The 15,023-nt window shown below is 62.4% G+C and carries 12 protein-coding genes and 3 tRNA genes; 7 read left to right on the top strand and 8 right to left on the bottom strand.

All coding sequences use genetic code 11. The annotated features are described in order from the left end of the window. Positions 1-16: 16 nt before the first annotated feature. The 3 genes from ACMV8A_RS11065 (at position 17) to ACMV8A_RS11055 (ending at position 5,453) form a co-directional block, all read left to right on the top strand. On the top strand, positions 17-1,099 hold the full coding sequence (locus tag ACMV8A_RS11065; RefSeq protein WP_495325846.1) for an efflux RND transporter periplasmic adaptor subunit: 1,083 nt from the start codon (positions 17-19) through the stop codon (positions 1,097-1,099). Beyond that, on the top strand, positions 1,099-4,158 hold the full coding sequence (locus ACMV8A_RS11060; protein ID WP_495325845.1) for an efflux RND transporter permease subunit: 3,060 nt from the start codon (positions 1,099-1,101) through the stop codon (positions 4,156-4,158). Before ACMV8A_RS11065 ends, ACMV8A_RS11060 begins: the two co-directional genes overlap by 1 nt. 131 nt (positions 4,159-4,289) lie before the next feature. Further along, positions 4,290-5,453 (top strand): type III PLP-dependent enzyme, encoded by a 1,164-nt coding sequence (locus ACMV8A_RS11055; RefSeq protein ID WP_495325844.1) that lies wholly within the window; start codon positions 4,290-4,292, stop codon positions 5,451-5,453. Between the two features lie 161 nt (positions 5,454-5,614). Here ACMV8A_RS11055 and ACMV8A_RS11050 read toward each other — a convergent pair. The 5 genes from ACMV8A_RS11050 to ACMV8A_RS11030 all read right to left on the bottom strand — a co-directional run bounded on the left by ACMV8A_RS11050 (position 5,615) and on the right by ACMV8A_RS11030 (position 9,483). Continuing rightward, a tRNA-Glu gene (locus ACMV8A_RS11050) sits at positions 5,615-5,690 on the bottom strand. A 51-nt stretch (positions 5,691-5,741) separates the two neighbouring features. Then, positions 5,742-5,817: transfer RNA gene (locus ACMV8A_RS11045), tRNA-Ala, on the bottom strand. 61 nt (positions 5,818-5,878) lie between these two features. Further along, positions 5,879-7,579, bottom strand: coding sequence for a glutamine--tRNA ligase/YqeY domain fusion protein (locus ACMV8A_RS11040; RefSeq protein ID WP_495325843.1), 1,701 nt, complete (start codon positions 7,577-7,579; stop codon positions 5,879-5,881). Positions 7,580-7,611: 32 nt separating this feature from the next. Beyond that, on the bottom strand, positions 7,612-9,021 hold the full coding sequence (gltX, locus tag ACMV8A_RS11035) for a glutamate--tRNA ligase (RefSeq protein WP_495325842.1): 1,410 nt from the start codon (positions 9,019-9,021) through the stop codon (positions 7,612-7,614). Positions 9,022-9,039: 18 nt separating this feature from the next. Next, the gene (locus ACMV8A_RS11030; RefSeq protein ID WP_495325841.1) at positions 9,040-9,483 is read right to left on the bottom strand and encodes a phosphate-starvation-inducible protein PsiE; all 444 of its coding nucleotides are present in this window, start codon (positions 9,481-9,483) and stop codon (positions 9,040-9,042) included. A gap of 120 nt (positions 9,484-9,603) precedes the next feature. Here ACMV8A_RS11030 and ACMV8A_RS11025 point away from each other — a divergent pair. From ACMV8A_RS11025 to ACMV8A_RS11010, 4 genes are all read left to right on the top strand, one after another. Further along, positions 9,604-9,678, top strand: a tRNA-Val gene (locus ACMV8A_RS11025). Positions 9,679-9,926: 248 nt separating this feature from the next. Then, a complete protein-coding gene (locus ACMV8A_RS11020; protein WP_495325840.1) occupies positions 9,927-11,510 on the top strand; it encodes a methyl-accepting chemotaxis protein in 1,584 nt (527 codons plus the stop codon). Positions 11,511-11,698: 188 nt separating this feature from the next. Further along, complete coding sequence (locus ACMV8A_RS11015; protein ID WP_495325839.1) at positions 11,699-12,286, top strand: cytochrome c oxidase subunit 3 family protein; 588 nt, start codon at positions 11,699-11,701, stop codon at positions 12,284-12,286. A gap of 12 nt (positions 12,287-12,298) precedes the next feature. After that, positions 12,299-12,565, top strand: a complete 267-nt coding sequence (locus ACMV8A_RS11010) for a cytochrome C oxidase subunit IV family protein (protein ID WP_495325838.1) — start codon at positions 12,299-12,301, stop codon at positions 12,563-12,565. A 3-nt stretch (positions 12,566-12,568) separates the two neighbouring features. On the opposite strand, the gene ACMV8A_RS11005 is transcribed toward ACMV8A_RS11010, so the two are convergent. Genes ACMV8A_RS11005 through ACMV8A_RS10995 form a run of 3 tightly spaced genes read right to left on the bottom strand, consistent with a single transcriptional unit; the run spans position 12,569 to position 15,010 of the window. After that, positions 12,569-13,600 carry an FAD:protein FMN transferase gene (locus ACMV8A_RS11005; protein WP_495325836.1) on the bottom strand — a complete coding sequence of 344 codons (1,032 nt, stop codon included), beginning with the start codon at positions 13,598-13,600 and terminating at the stop codon, positions 12,569-12,571. A 17-nt stretch (positions 13,601-13,617) separates the two neighbouring features. Next, a complete protein-coding gene (locus tag ACMV8A_RS11000; protein WP_495325834.1) occupies positions 13,618-14,505 on the bottom strand; it encodes a chemotaxis protein in 888 nt (295 codons plus the stop codon). A gap of 28 nt (positions 14,506-14,533) precedes the next feature. Beyond that, entirely contained in the window at positions 14,534-15,010 is a 477-nt protein-coding gene (locus tag ACMV8A_RS10995) for a chemotaxis protein CheW (RefSeq protein WP_495325832.1), read from the bottom strand. Positions 15,011-15,023 lie beyond the last annotated feature (13 nt).

Genomic DNA, 15,023 nt, shown 5'->3' with positions numbered 1-15,023 from the left:
ACCCCACGGAACCATCATGAACCGACTCGCGCTTATCGCCCTGCCCCTTCTTGCAACCACCCTGCTTGGCGCCTGCAGCAAATCCGACGACGACGCCCCGGCGCCGAGCGGCCCGCGTCCCACCCTGATCACCGCCACCCAGGCCGAGGCCCGGCTGGTGCAGCGGGTGGAACACTCCATCGGCCAGGTGGAAAGCAAGATGGCGCCCCGCGTTGCCGCCGAGGTGGATGGCCGCGTGGTGGCCGTGGCCGTGGATGTGGGCCAGCATGTGACGCAGGGGGATGTCCTGGCGCGGCTCGACGACAAGGACTTCCGCCTGGGCCGCGATGCGGCCCAGGCGGAAACGCGGCGGCTGGAGGCTCTGATCACCAGCCAGGGCCGTCAGGTGGAACGCCTGCGCGACATGGTAAAAAACAACTTCACCACCGAATCGGTGCTGGAAGATGCGGCGGCCCAGCTGGAGGCATTGAAAGAGCAGTTGAAGGCCGCGCAGGCGCGGTTGGAAGTGGCGCAGCGCAACCTGGAGCGCACCGTGATCCGGGCGCCGGTAGGTGGTCAGGTGGAACAACGCAACATCGACGTGGGTGACTATGTGAAGTCCGGTACGCCGGTGTTCCAGCTCGCCACGCGCGACCTGCTGCGCGTGCAGATCCCCTTCCCGGAAACCCTTGCCGCGCAGCTACGTAGCGGTCTGGCGGTACAGCTGATCAGCCCGACAGCGCCCGATACGACGATCACCGGACAGGTGAGCGAGATCCTGCCGATGATCGGCAGCAGCAGCCGCGCCGTGCAGCTGGTGGTGGAGGTGCGCAATCCCGGCGACTGGCAGCCCGGTTCCAGCGTCAATGCCTATCTGATCCTGGAGGAGTATCCCGGCGCCATCACCGTGCCGGAAACCTCGCTGGTACGCCGCCCCGCTGGCGAAGTGGTGTATGTCATCAAGGACGGCAAGGCGGAACAGCGCGTGGTGAGCAGCGGCATCCGCCGTCAGGGCCAGGTGCAGATCCTGAGCGGCCTCAGCGCCGGTGAACTGGTGGCCGTGGATGGCGCCGGTTACCTCACGGACAAAGCGCCGGTGACCGTGCAGGAGCCGCGCTGATGACCCTGCCTGAGCTTTCCATCAAACGCCATGTCCTGGCGTACATGCTGTCGGCCGTGCTGGTGCTGTTCGGTATCGTCGCCTACGACCGCCTCGGCGTCGACCGCTTCCCCGACATCGAGTTTCCCATCGTCTCCATCACCACGGTGATGCCCGGAGCCAACCCGGAGATCGTCGACGCCTCCATCACCAACGTCATCGAGACGGTGGTGAACAGCATACCCGGCATCGATCACATCCAGTCCAGTTCCTCGCCCGGCGTGTCCATCGTCGCCATCACCTTCAACCTGAACAAGGACGTGGACGTCGCCTTCAACGAGGTGCAGGCCAAGGTGAACCAGGTCCTGCGTCAGCTGCCCGATGATGCCGATCCGCCCATCGTCGCCAAGGTGGAGATTGGCGCCACGCCCATTATGTGGCTGGCCTTGCAGGGCGATCGCACCCAGCAGCAGCTCAATCAATACGCCCGCAACGTCCTCAAGAAGAAGCTGGAGACCATCGACGGCGTGGGCGAAGTACGCCTCGGCGGCCGGCGCGACCGCACCATCCGCGTCAACCTCGATCTGGCGCGCATGGCCGCACACCAGGTGACGGCGCAGGATTTGGCGGCGGCGTTCCACAACGAACATCTGCAGCTGCCCGGCGGTTTCCTGGTCAACCAGCGCAGCGAAGACCTGATCAAGCTGGACCTGGAATTTCACAATCTGGATGAGCTGGGCCAGCTGCTGGTGGCCTGGCGCGATGGTGCACCGGTGCGCCTGCGCGACATCGCCGAGCTGGAAGATGGCCTCACCGACTACCGTCAGCTGGCCCGTTTCAACGGCAAGCCCACCGTCGGTCTCGGCATCGTCAAGATCGCCAACACCAACACCGTCGCCATCATCGACGAGGTGAATCGTCGCCTGGAAACCGAGATCATTCCGCAGCTGCCCCCCGGCCTCACCATCAGCGTCGCCTCCGATCAGTCGCTGTTCATCCGCGAGATGGTATTGGCCCTGCAGGAACACCTGATCCTCGGCACCCTGCTTGCGGCACTGGTGGTGTTCGCATTCCTCAAGAGCATCCGCTCCACCCTGATCATTGCCGTCGCCATCCCAGTGTCGCTGTTCGGCGCCATCGCGGTAATGTACTTCGCCGGCTTCACCTTCAACACCATGACCCTGCTGGCCCTGCTTCTGCTGGTGGGTGTGGTGGTCGACGACGCCATCGTGGTGCTGGAGAACATCTACCGGCACCGTGAACATATCGACCCGGACCCGCACAGCGCCGCCATCCACGGCACCAATCAGGTGGTGTTCGCAGTGCTCGCCGCCACCCTGGCCCTGGTGTCGATCTTCGCACCGGTGATCTTCCTCGGCGGCATCATCGGCCGCTTCTTCCAATCCTTTGCCGTGGTGGTCACCTTCGGCGTGATGGTGTCGTGGTTCGTGTCCATGACGCTGACACCGATGCTGTGCTCACGCTACCTGGACGTGAAGAAGAAACACGGCAAGCTCTACTATTTCTTCGAGCATGCCTTCGAGGCGATGGAGAATGGCTACCGCCGCATGCTGACGATTTCGCTGAATCACCGCTGGCTGGTGCTGTTCGTCACCGCCCTCATCGTCGCATCCAGCAGCTTCTTCTTCAGCCGCGTCGGCAAGGGCTTTGTGCCGGAAGAGGATGAAGGCCGCTTCATGGTGGTGGTGAAAACACCACTGGGCTCCAACGTCGACTACACCCTGTCGCGCCTGCAAAAGGTCGAGGAGGTCCTGGCGCGCCACGACGAGATCGCCACCTTCTTCAGCGCCGTCGGCCTGGGTCAGGCGGGCCAGGTCAACCAGGGACTGGCCTTCGTCAACCTCAAGCCGCGTGAACAACGCAGGCTGCACCAGAGCGAAATCGTGGCGCAGGTGCGGCGCGAACTGTTCCAGATCCCCGGCGTGCAGGCCTTTGCCATGCAGGTGCCGATCATCGGCGGCCAGCGTGGCGAACCCTTGCAGTTCGCCGTCGCCGGCCCCAACCTGGAGGAGACCGCGCGCCTGGCCGGCCTGCTGCGCGAACGCCTGAGCGCCATCCCCGAACTGGGGCGCCTCGACCTCGATCTGCAACTCAACCTGCCGCAGATCGAGCCGCGTATCGATCGTCTGCGCGCTGCCGACCTTGGTCTGTCCAGCCGTGACATCGCCAGCGCCATCTACCTGCTGGCCAGCGGCAGCGACGTCGCCAAGTACAATGACATCCCCGGTGACGGCGAACGCTACAACATCCGCATCAAGGCCGCCGAAGGTGCGCTCAACGACGTGGAAGATCTCAAGCGCATCTACCTGCGCAACCGCCAGGGCGCCATGGTGCGCCTGGACACCGTGGTGGACTTCGAGCGCACCCTGGGTGCGGCGGTCATCGGCCGCCTCGACCTGCAATACTCCGCCATGTTCTTCGCCTCACCCACCATTCCGCTGGCCGAGGCGGTCAACCGGGTGCGCGACGAGGCGGCGCAGTTGCTGCCGTTGGGCTATCAGGTGAAGTTCGTCGGCCAGGCAGAGGAGTTCGGCAAGACAGTGGGGTATATGCTGCTCGCCTTCAGCATGGCCATCATCCTGCTGTACATGGTGCTGGCCAGCCAGTTCAACTCCTTCCTGCAACCGTTGATCATCATGATGGCGCAGCCGCTGGCGATGATCGGCGGCGTCGCCGGCCTGTGGCTGCTGGGCCACAGCCTCAATATCTACTCCATGATCGGTCTGGTGCTGCTGCTCGGCCTGGTGGCCAAGAACTCCATCCTGCTGGTGGATTTGACCAACCAGTTGCGCGGCGAGGGCAAGGACATCGACACCGCTCTGCGCGAGGCCTGCCCCATCCGCCTGCGGCCGGTGCTGATGACCTCGCTCACCGTGATCTTGGCCCTGCTGCCGGCGGCGACCGGCCTCGGCGCCGGCGCCGACACCAATGGCCCGCTGGCAGTAGCGGTCATCGGCGGCATGCTCACCTCCACCCTGCTCACCCTGGTGGTGGTACCGGCGGTATATTCCCTGGCCGAGCATGGCGTCGAGCGCCTGCGTCGACGCCATGCCGCCTGATCCCCGGGGGACGCTCACAGGCGCCCCCGGCCCCAGGCCGCAAAAAATCCATTTCCCTGCCCTTGGCCACTGGTACTGGCCGCCCCTGCCACCTAGAATAGCGCCACCCTTTCCCTGGCGAGGCCCTTGTGATGCCCTTCAAGCTTGACGACTACTTCGACCGCGAAACCTTTGCGCGCATCAAGGCCTTCGCCGACACCAAGGACACGCCGTTTCTGGTGGTCGACACGGCAACAGTCAACCGCCAGTTCGACGAACTGGTCCACGGCTTTCCCTTCGCCAAGATCTATTACGCCGTAAAGGCCAACCCGGCACCGGCCATCATCGAGCTGGTGCGCGACAAGGGCGCCAATTTCGACATCGCCTCCATCTATGAGCTGGACAAGGTGATGGGGCTGGGCGTAAGCGCCGACCGCGTCAGCTACGGCAACACCATCAAGAAGAGCAAGGACATCCGCTACTTCTACGAAAAGGGCGTACGCCTGTTCGCCACCGACTCCGAGGCCGACCTGCGCAACATCGCCAAGGCCGCGCCCGGCTCCAAGGTCTACGTGCGTATCCTCACCGAGGGCACGCAGACCGCTGACTGGCCGCTGTCGCGCAAGTTCGGCTGCCAGACCGATATGGCCATGGACCTGTTGATCATGGCGCGCGACCTGGGCCTGGAACCCTACGGCGTGTCCTTCCACGTCGGCTCGCAGCAGCGCGACATCGGTACCTGGGACGCTGCCATCGCCAAGGTCAAGGTTATCTTTGAGCGCCTGAAGGAAGAGGACGGTATCGAACTGAAGATGATCAACATGGGCGGCGGCTTCCCTGCCAACTACATGTCGCGCACCAATGACATGGAGACCTACGCCGAGGAAATCACCCGCTTCCTGGTGGAGGACTTCGGTGAAGAGCTACCGGAGATCATCCTGGAGCCGGGTCGCTCGCTGGTGGCCAATGCCGGTGTGCTGGTGAGTGAAGTGGTGCTCATCTCGCGCAAGGCGCGTACCGCGCTGAACCGCTGGGTCTACGTCGATGTGGGCAAGTTCTCCGGCCTGATTGAAACACTGGACGAATCGATCAAGTTCCCCATCTACGTGGAAAAGAATGGCGAACTGGAAGAGGCGGTGATCGCCGGCCCCACCTGCGACAGCGCCGACATCATGTACGAAGACTACAAGTATCCGCTGCCGCTCAACCTGGCCATCGGCGATCGCCTCTACTGGCTGTCCACCGGCGCCTACACCACCACCTACAGCGCGGTCGAATTCAACGGCTTCCCGCCGCTGAAGGACTACTACATCTAAAGGCTGCATCGCTGCGGCAGTGCAACTGACCAGGCCCGGCCATCGTACGATGGCCGGGCCTGGTCATTGGTGCGTTGTGCAGCGTATGCCCCCTGCAGCGAACTACTACCAGCGCAGCAAAGAAAAAAGCCCGCTCACCGTAAAGTGAGCAGGCTTGTTGTTGGCGTCCCCTAGGGGAGTCGAACCCCTGTCGCCGCCGTGAAAGGGCGATGTCCTAGGCCTCTAGACGAAGGGGACAAAACACTGTCTAGAAAAAAACCGGGACTGCTCGTGGCAGTCCCCGGGATTTGGTGGAGCTAGACGGGATCGAACCGTCGACCTCTTGCATGCCATGCAAGCGCTCTCCCAGCTGAGCTATAGCCCCGAAAGAGAGCGCCATTTTAATGAAATAGCGCCCTCTGTCAAGCGTAGATTTCAGCGCCGTTTCAATCGCCCTGCTGATCCATTTTGGCCCAGGAATCACGCAGGGTTACGGTGCGGTTCCAGATGGCGGCACCAGTAGCGGTGCGCTGGGCGTCCAGGCAGAAATACCCTTCGCGCTCGAACTGGAATAACTCGCCCGCCTGGGCCCCAGCCAGCGCCGGTTCCAGATAGCAGCGGGTCAGGGTACGCAGTGAATCGGCGTTGAGAAAATCCTTGTAATCCTTGCCCTCCTTCGCCGCGGCGGCATCGGGGCTCGGTACGTTGAACAGGCGATCGTACAGGCGCACCTCGGCCTCCACTGCATGACGCGCAGAGACCCAATGGATGACGCCCTTGATCTTGCGGCCCTCCGGATTCACGCCCAGCGTGGCCGGATCATAGCTGCAACGCAGCTCGACGACCTCGCCCTGGGCATTCTTGATTACCTGGTCGCAACGGATGACGTAGGAGTTGCGCAGCCGCACTTCACCGCCAGCCACCAGACGTTTGTACTTGGGGGGGGGCACCTCGCGGAAGTCCTCGGCGTCGATGTAGATCTCACGGCAGAACGGCAATTTACGACTGCCCATGGACTCATCCTGCGGATGGTTGGCGCAGTCCAGCATTTCCACCTGTTGTTCCGGATAGTTTTCGATCACCACCTTGAGCGGGCGCAGCACCGCCATGCGGCGCGGCGCGTGCACATTGAGGTCTTCACGCACGCAGTTCTCCAGCAGACTCATCTCCACCGTGTTGTCGGACTTGGTAATGCCGATGCGATCGCAGAAGTCACGCACCGAGGCCGGGGTGTAGCCACGGCGGCGCATACCGGCGATGGTGGGCATGCGCGGGTCATCCCAGCCCTCGACAAAACCTTCATCGACCAATTGGGTCAGCTTGCGCTTGCTCATCACGGTGTACTGCAGATTGAGGCGTGAGAACTCGATCTGCTGCGGATGGCAGGCGATGCTGATGTTGTCCAGCACCCAGTCATACAGCGGGCGGTGGTCCTCGAACTCCAGGGTGCAGAGGGAATGGGTGATTCCCTCCAGCGCGTCGGAGATGGGATGGGTGTAGTCGTACATCGGGTAGATGCACCACTCGGCACCGGTCTGGTGATGAATCACGCCGTGGCGGATGCGGTACAGCGTCGGATCGCGCAGGTTGATGTTGGGCGAGGCCATGTCGATCTTGGCACGCAATACGCGGGCACCGTCCGGGAACTCGCCGGCACGCATGCGCCGGAACAGGTCGAGATTTTCCGCCACGGTGCGATTGCGGTAGGGACTCTCCCTGCCCGGCTCAGTGAGGGTGCCGCGATAGGCGCGCGTCTCCTCCGCTGACAGGTCGCACACATAGGCCAGCCCCTTCTCGATCAGCTCCACTGCAAACTGGTAGAGTTGCTCGAAGTAGTCGGAGGCGTAGTACACCTTGTCGCCCCAACTGAAGCCAAGCCAGCGCACATCGTTCTGGATCGACTCGACGAACTCCATGTTCTCCTTATGCGGGTTGGTGTCGTCGAAACGCAGATTGCAGGTACCATGATAATCGCGGGCAATGCCGAAATTCAGGCAAATGGACTTGGCATGGCCGATGTGCAGATAGCCGTTGGGCTCGGGCGGGAAGCGCGTCGCGACGCGACCGCCGTTCTTGCCCGCGGCCAGATCCTGCTCGATGATCTGGCGGATGAAGTTGGAAGGGGCGCTGGTCTCGTTACTGCCCATGCTGGCGTATTCCTTTATGAATTCTTCTGTAATCAGTTGTCTTCGGCGCGGGTGCGAATGAAGTCCACTGCGCGGTCGATGCGGCGCAGGCAGGCCTCACGCCCCAGCAGATGCAGGGTCACGTCGATGCCCGGCGAGGCCGCGGCGCCGACCACGGCGACACGCAGCGGCTGTGCCAGCTTGCCTATCTTCAACTCCAGCGAGGTCGCCACCTGCTCCACCGTGGCATGCAGCGCCTCCGGCTCCCAGGCGCCCAAGGCAGCCAGCGCCTCACGCACCTTGAGCAACGGCTCCAGCGCCACCGGGCGCAAATGCTTTTTCGCCGCATCGGCCTCGTAGTCCTCGAAATCACGGTACAGCCAGGCCGCCTGCTGCGCCATCTCGGCCAGGGTCTTGGCGCGCTCGCAATAGGCGCGCACCACCGCCACCGGATCGGGACCGGCACTGGGGTCGATGCCCAGCTTGCCGAGCTGGTAGCGCAGGTGATGCGCCACCTGCACCGGGTCCAGTGTCTTCATGTAGTGCTGATTCAGCCACTGCAGCTTGCTCATGTTGAGCGCCGAGGCGGAGTTGTTGATCTCGGCAATATCGAACAGCTGGATCAGCTCATCAAGGCTGAATATCTCCTGATCACCGTGCGACCAGCCCAGACGCGCCAGATAATTGAGCAGCGCCTGCGGCAGGTAGCCTTCCTCGCGGTAGTCAGTGACGCTGGCGGCGCCATGGCGCTTGGACAGCTTCTGGCCATCCTCGCCCAGGATCATCGGCAGGTGGGCATAGATGGGCGGTTCCACGCCGAGGGCGCGCAGGATGTTGATCTGGCGCGGGGTGTTGTTGAGGTGGTCATCGCCGCGGATGACGTGGGTAATGCCCATGTCCATGTCATCCACCACCACCACGAAGTTATAGGTGGGGCTGCCGTCGCTGCGCTTGATGATCAGGTCGTCCAGCTCATCGTTACGAAACACCACCTTGCCACGCACCTGGTCATCCACCACCACCGCGCCATCCACCGGGTTGCGGAAACGGATCACGTGCGGCTCGCTCGGATCGACGTGCTGACCGCGGCAGCGGCCGTCATAGCGCGGCTTCTGCTTGTTGGTCATCTGCTCCTCGCGCAGGGCCTCCAGACGCTCCTTGGAGCAACTGCAACGGTAAGCCAGGCCCTTGGCCAGCATCTGCTGGATGACTTCCTCATAGCGGTCGAAGCGATGGGTCTGGAAGAACGGCCCCTCGTCATACTCCAGACCGAGCCAGGTCATGCCCTCCAGGATCACATTCACCGATTCGGCGGTGGAGCGCTCCAGGTCGGTGTCCTCGATACGCAGCACGAAGGTGCCACCATGACGGCGGGCAAACAGCCAGGAAAACAACGCCGTACGGGCGCCGCCGATGTGGAGGTAGCCGGTCGGGCTGGGGGCAAAGCGGGTTCTTATCGTCATGGGAAGGTTCAGCGTCTATTAGGGTTTGTCGGCCCTGCGGCCGCTCGTTTCATAAGGGAAGCGCACATGCCCGTAGCGAACCACCAGCACGGCAATGCCAAGCAACAGAATCGCAACCGCCACCGCCAGCATGCGCCACTCGTCCAGTTCCTTCATATCCAGGATCAGGTAGCGCGCCAGGGCCACCATACCGATGTACAGGGGCATGCGCACCGGCAACTGGCCCGACTGCCAGTAGGCATTCACCATCGCCACCACTTCCAGATAGATGAACAGCAGCAGCAGATCGGCGAGGTGCACGCTGCGAGCGGAGATCATCGTAATGACCTCCTCCCCCGCCGCCACCAGTGTCGCCAACAGGATCACCAGCAGGCCGGCATCCTCGATGATTCTGACCAGGCGCCGTCCCGCGCGCTGCAGCTTTTCCTCGGCCATCCCCTCCACCTCATCAGCACAGCCCATGGGCTCAAATCCCGGCGGGCAAAATGGCGGTCATTATACCCTTCGCCGACGACGCAAGCGCGGAACGAAAAAGGGTTTGACGCTAACGAGGACCCTGATTATGATAGCCACCCTCTCGACGGGCGGTTAGCTCAGTGGTAGAGCACTGCCTTCACACGGCAGGGGTCACAAGTTCAAGCCTTGTACCGCCCACCAAACATCCCGCTCCAAGTAAAGCCGGCCTTGTGCCGGCTTTTTCGTTTGCGCCTTCCCTGCACCAAAACCACCCTTGCGGAAGTGGTTTGCACCAAAAATACCCACTAATCGATAGTGGGTATTTTTCTGACAATTTTTTATAAGAAACTATACACTTAGACCCATTTCAGCCGATACCACTAATTAGGTACTTGCGTTAACACCACTGCCCTCAAGGACGCGGACCATTTTCCCATAGGTACTTACGTATGAAGAAAAACTTTCCCATCACCGGCAATGAAGTGAATTACGCCGAGAGCGCCAACATCCTCTCCACCACGGATCTGAAAGGCGCCATCACCTACGTCAATGACGACTTCATCGCCATCAGCGGTTTCACCGTCGATGAGCTGATGCACAAGAACCATAACATCGTGCGCCACCCGGAGATGCCACCGGCCGCCTTCGAGGATCTGTGGAACACCATCAAGGCCGGTCGCTCCTGGATGGGCATGGTGAAGAACCGCTGCAAGAACGGCGACCACTACTGGGTCAGCGCCTATGTCACACCGATCCTGCACAACGGCCAGGTGGTGGAGTATCAGTCGGTGCGCACCAAGCCTAAACGCGAGCTGGTGCAGAAGGCCGAGAAGCTTTATGCCGAATTGAATGCCGGCCGCACGCCGCTGGCGCTGCGTATGCCGCGCCTGGGGATCAAGACCAAGGCCGTCGGCGCCGTCGCCCTGGGCGTCGGCACCGGCATCGCCGCGGCGGCGGCCTTCGGCGATTTGTCCCTGCTCAGTGCCGCCATCGTCGGCGGCGTGACGCTCGCCGTCGGCGGCCTGCTGGGCATGATCGCCCTTTCCCCCATGTGCAATGTGGTGGCCCATGCCCGCACCATCGCCAGAAATCCGGTGGGTCAATTGCTCTATACCGATCGCATGGATGAGGCCGGCGAAATCATGTTCGCCATGAAGATGCTGGAGGCCGAGGCCGGCGCCGTGGTGGGCCGCATCGCCGATGCCTCGCGCCAGCTGTCCGGCACGGCCGACGATCTGGTGGCGGCCGTGGAGCAAAGCAGCGCCGGCATCCGTCAGCAGCAGAGCGAGACCGATCAGGTGGCCACCGCCATCACCGAGATGTCGGCCAGCGTGCAGGAAGTGGCGCGCAACGCGCAAAATACCGCCGATGCGGCCGACAAGGCCGATGGTGAGGCACGTCAGGGACGGCAGGTGGTGGCCGATACCAGCAATGCCATTGGCCGTCTGGCGGCGGAAGTGGAGAAGGCCTCCGGCGTGATCCAGCAGCTGGAGGCGCGCAGCAGCGAGATCACCTCGGTGCTGGATGTGATCCGCGGCATCGCCGAACAGACCAACCTGCTGGCGCTCAATGCCGCCATCGAGGCCGCACGCGCCGGCGAGCAGGGCCGCGGTTTCGCCGTGGTCGCCGACGAGGTACGCACCCTCGCCTCACGCACGCAGCAGTCGACGCAGGAAATCCAGTCGATGATCGAAAAACTGCAGGAAGGCGCCCGCTCGGCGGTGAAGGTGATGAACCTGAGCCGTGAACAGGCCGACAGCAGTGTCGAACAGGCGCGCCATGCCGCGGCCTCGCTGGAGAGCATCACCCGCAGCGTCAGCGTGATCACCGACATGAGCACGCAGATCGCCACCGCTGTGGAGGAGCAAAGCGCCGTGGGTGAGGAGATCAATCGCAACGTCATCTCCATCCGTCAGATCTCCGACGCCAACGCCGACACCGGCGCACAGAGCGAGCAAGCAGCACAGAATGTGGCCCACCTCGCCCAGAGCCTGCAGCAGCTCGCTGCCCAATTCTGGTCCAAGCGCCGCTAACGCCAACTCCCACCACGGCGGACACGGAGAACAGCCAGGCCCGTTCTACGGGCCCCCGTCTCCGGTCCCTCCGCGGCAAATCCATTGGCTCTTTGTGGATGAGCCCGGCGGCTTGATGCAGCACAAGGCATACCCGCCGCCGTTGCTGTAGGCTCCGGCCCCATGATGACCTGGATTGCGTTCCGCCCATGAGCCTAGCCAGCAGCGAGCAACTTCCCGCCGCAGGGCATATTCCCGGCAACAAGGGGATGTGGGCAGGAATATTGTGCGAAATGACTGAGTTTGCGGTGTTGTTCGCGGTATATTTCACCGCCCGTGTCGTCTTTCCCCAAGAGTTCAGCACCGGCCCGCAACAACTCAACCTCCACGCCGGCACCCTGAACACCCTGCTGATGATTTCCGGCAGTTACTTCGTAGTGAACGCTGTTATAGCCATCCGGCAGAACCGTCCTGCCCTCAGTGTGCGCTGGCTATATCTGGTGATGCTGGCGGCCGCCGGCTATATGGTGACCAAGTATTTCGAGTTTGGCTGGAACATGGCGCACGGTGTCAGCGTCGGAAACGGAGCCTTCTTTACCGTTTACTACTATCTGACCCTGACCCACATGGTGCATGTGGGTTGGGGCATGATCGGTCTGTGCTGGGTGATCTTCCGTACCCATGGCGGTACGTACACCCCGGCCAGCCACGAGGGACTGGAATCGTTTGCATCCTACTGGCATGCAACCGATCTGGTGTGGCTGATCATTTTCCCGCTGTTGTACTTGTTGCGCTGAGGGCGAACGGCGATGACACATAAACAGACCGTCACCGCACTCTGGTTGCTGCTGGTTGCGCTGACGCTGGGTGGATCGTTACTGGGGGAAACCGCCGAACCGGGTTATCTGCTGCTGACCGTGGTGGTCATCACCATGGCGATTAAGGGAAGGGTGGTCATCGATCACTTCATGGAGCTGAAAAACGCCCATCCCCTCATCCGCCGCTTGATGCAGGCCTACTTTTACGTCCTGCCGCTGGCCACCATCGCCAGCTATGTGCTCAGTATCAGCCCGTAAGCACTACAACTCCGCACTGAGCACGATGGGCGGCGTGGCCTCGCCAAACTGCACACGTGCGGCCATGGCTGGATTCATGTAGATCGTACCGTCCTCACCCACCAGCATCACGTACTTGATCCCCATCTTCACGGCCAGGCGGTGCCAGTCGTCACGGCCGGCGATGACTAGCGCGGTGGCGGCGGCATCGGCCAGGGTGCCATCCCGACTAATCACGGTACAGGAGGTAATGCTGTCCACCGGCCAACCGGTACGCGGGTCGAGGATGTGGGCATAGCGCAGGCCCTCATGCTCGCGGAAGCGCTCGTAGTTGCCCGAGGTATGTACATGTTCGCCGTCACGCACCTCCAGTGAGGCCAACACCCCCTGCCCCTGCGGATGACGCACGCCGACACGCCACGGACGATCACCATGGCGACCGATGACGCCCAGACCGCCGCCCGCATTGACGATGGCGTTGTCGATGCCAAAACTGCGCAGGCGCGCCAGCGCCAGTTCCACCGCATAGCCCTTGGCTATGCCGCCAAAATCCAGTTGCACGGCAGGATTCGTCGAGCGCAGCACACCGTCTTTCAATTCCAGATCGGTCATGGCCGGATTCTCTGCCAGCAAGGCGGCAATGGCCTCGCGCGACGGCGGCGGACCACTGGGGCGCTCGCTGCTCTGGAAGCCCCACAGATTGAGCAGCCGGCCGATGCCGGCATTGAACAAACCTTCGCTGCGGAGGTAGATCTCCTGCGAACGCTCGATCAGGGGAACGATGGAAGATGGCACCGGCGCGGACTGGCCGGCAGCGATAGCGGCATTCAGCTCGACCAGCGGCCCCGGTTCCCAGGCATGCCACTCGTGATGCATGCGCTGGAAGTCTGCCGCCACGGCATCGACGGCAGCACGAGCGGCTTTCTCGTCCGCCCCCCACACCGAAATATCGGCCAGGGTGCCGAACACATAGACCTTGGCCTCATACAGTGCGGGACGTGAGCAGCCAGCCAGTAGCAACAACAGCAGCAGTACCGGCACATAAAGTGACCGCATGAGCATACTGCAAATCCTCACGCGCACAAGGCGCGCGCCACGGCGTGGGCGAGATCGATGGGAACGAATTTGGTGAGCACATCATTGGCGCCGGCCTTCTGCGCCTTCTCCGTATTGATGGCACCGTTGAGCGAGGTGTGCAAAAGCACGTACAGATGTTGCAACGTAGGATCGTTGCGTATTTCACGCGTCAGCGTATAGCCGTCCATCTCCGGCATTTCGATATCGGACAGCACTATATCCACCAGGGTGCCATCACGGGCCAGCGCCTTCAGCGCATCCAAGGCCTCCTTGCCGTCGCGCACCATCAGGCATTCCATACCGAGCGGTTCCAGGGTGTTTGCCGTCTGGTGGCGCGCCACCACCGAGTCATCGACGACCATCACGCGGCGGCCTTGCAGACGTGCGCGCTCCCCTTCCGCCAGTTGCACATCACCCGATGCCTCCACCGGCTCGATGACCTCGCCGATGACCTTCTCGACATCCAGTATCTGCACCAGCTCACCGTCCACATCGGTAACACCGGTAATGTAGCTGCCGACACCGGTACCCACTGGCGGCGGCAATACCTTCTTCCAGTCGCAGTGCACGATACGGTCGACCTTGTGCACCAGAAAGCCCTGCATGCTGCGATTGAATTCAGTGATGATGATGGAGCCGTCACATGCCCCGTCCTTCTGCACCTGACCGCGGCCGATGGCGCGGGCCAGTTCGATCACCGTCACCGGCGCCCCGCGCAAATGCGCCACACCCTTCACTGCGGCATGGGCCTGGGGCAAATGGGTCAGGCTGGGACAGGGGATGATCTCCTTGACCTTGAGCACATTGATGCCAAAACGCTGCCTGCCGCTCAGGTCGAACAGCAACAGCTCCAGGCGATCATCCGAATGGGAATGCTTAGTCATGCTGCCCCCTTTTACCGCGCTGCTCGGATCAGAAGCTCGCCAGCTCGGACATTTCCTCGTCGGACAGCAATTTGCTGGCATCCACCAGGATCAGCAGGCCTTCCTTGCGGTTGGACAGACCGGAGATGAAACGGGCGGAATCGCCCGCCCCGGTATCGGGGGCGGACTCGATCTCGGAGGCACGCAGTTCCGCCACCTCACACACGCTGTCGACCAGGAAACCGACCGCATGATCGCCCGCCTCCAGGATCAGGATACGGGAGGCATCATCCATGTCATGGGGCGGCAGACCGAAGCGGCTGCGGGTATCGATGATGCTGACCACATTGCCGCGCAGGTTGATGATGCCAAGCACATAACTGGGAGCACCGGGCACCGGCGAAATCTCCGTGCCACGCAGCACTTCCCGCACCTGCATGACATCGATACCGTAGGTCTCGCTACCCAGACGGAAGCTGACCCAGCGCGATACTGCATCACTACGCGACTTCATTTCCTGCGCCATGAGGTTACTCCTC

This window comes from Sulfurivermis sp., from assembly GCF_059410345.1.
Note: the sequence above shows the minus strand (reverse complement) of the source record. Positions and strands in the feature narration are given on the sequence as shown.

What these genes read in the sequence shown, in the direction of transcription:
- ACMV8A_RS11065 (WP_495325846.1), top strand. Translation starts at nt 17, where the DNA reads ATGAACCGACTCGCGCTTATCGCCCTGCCCCTTCTTGCAACCACCCTG.
- ACMV8A_RS11060 (WP_495325845.1), top strand. Translation starts at nt 1,099, where the DNA reads ATGACCCTGCCTGAGCTTTCCATCAAACGCCATGTCCTGGCGTACATG.
- ACMV8A_RS11055 (WP_495325844.1), top strand. Translation starts at nt 4,290, where the DNA reads ATGCCCTTCAAGCTTGACGACTACTTCGACCGCGAAACCTTTGCGCGC.
- ACMV8A_RS11040 (WP_495325843.1), bottom strand. Translation starts at nt 7,579, where the DNA reads ATGGGCAGTAACGAGACCAGCGCCCCTTCCAACTTCATCCGCCAGATC.
- gltX (WP_495325842.1), bottom strand. Translation starts at nt 9,021, where the DNA reads ATGACGATAAGAACCCGCTTTGCCCCCAGCCCGACCGGCTACCTCCAC.
- ACMV8A_RS11030 (WP_495325841.1), bottom strand. Translation starts at nt 9,483, where the DNA reads ATGGGCTGTGCTGATGAGGTGGAGGGGATGGCCGAGGAAAAGCTGCAG.
- ACMV8A_RS11020 (WP_495325840.1), top strand. Translation starts at nt 9,927, where the DNA reads ATGAAGAAAAACTTTCCCATCACCGGCAATGAAGTGAATTACGCCGAG.
- ACMV8A_RS11015 (WP_495325839.1), top strand. Translation starts at nt 11,699, where the DNA reads ATGAGCCTAGCCAGCAGCGAGCAACTTCCCGCCGCAGGGCATATTCCC.
- ACMV8A_RS11010 (WP_495325838.1), top strand. Translation starts at nt 12,299, where the DNA reads ATGACACATAAACAGACCGTCACCGCACTCTGGTTGCTGCTGGTTGCG.
- ACMV8A_RS11005 (WP_495325836.1), bottom strand. Translation starts at nt 13,600, where the DNA reads ATGCGGTCACTTTATGTGCCGGTACTGCTGCTGTTGTTGCTACTGGCT.
- ACMV8A_RS11000 (WP_495325834.1), bottom strand. Translation starts at nt 14,505, where the DNA reads ATGACTAAGCATTCCCATTCGGATGATCGCCTGGAGCTGTTGCTGTTC.
- ACMV8A_RS10995 (WP_495325832.1), bottom strand. Translation starts at nt 15,010, where the DNA reads ATGGCGCAGGAAATGAAGTCGCGTAGTGATGCAGTATCGCGCTGGGTC.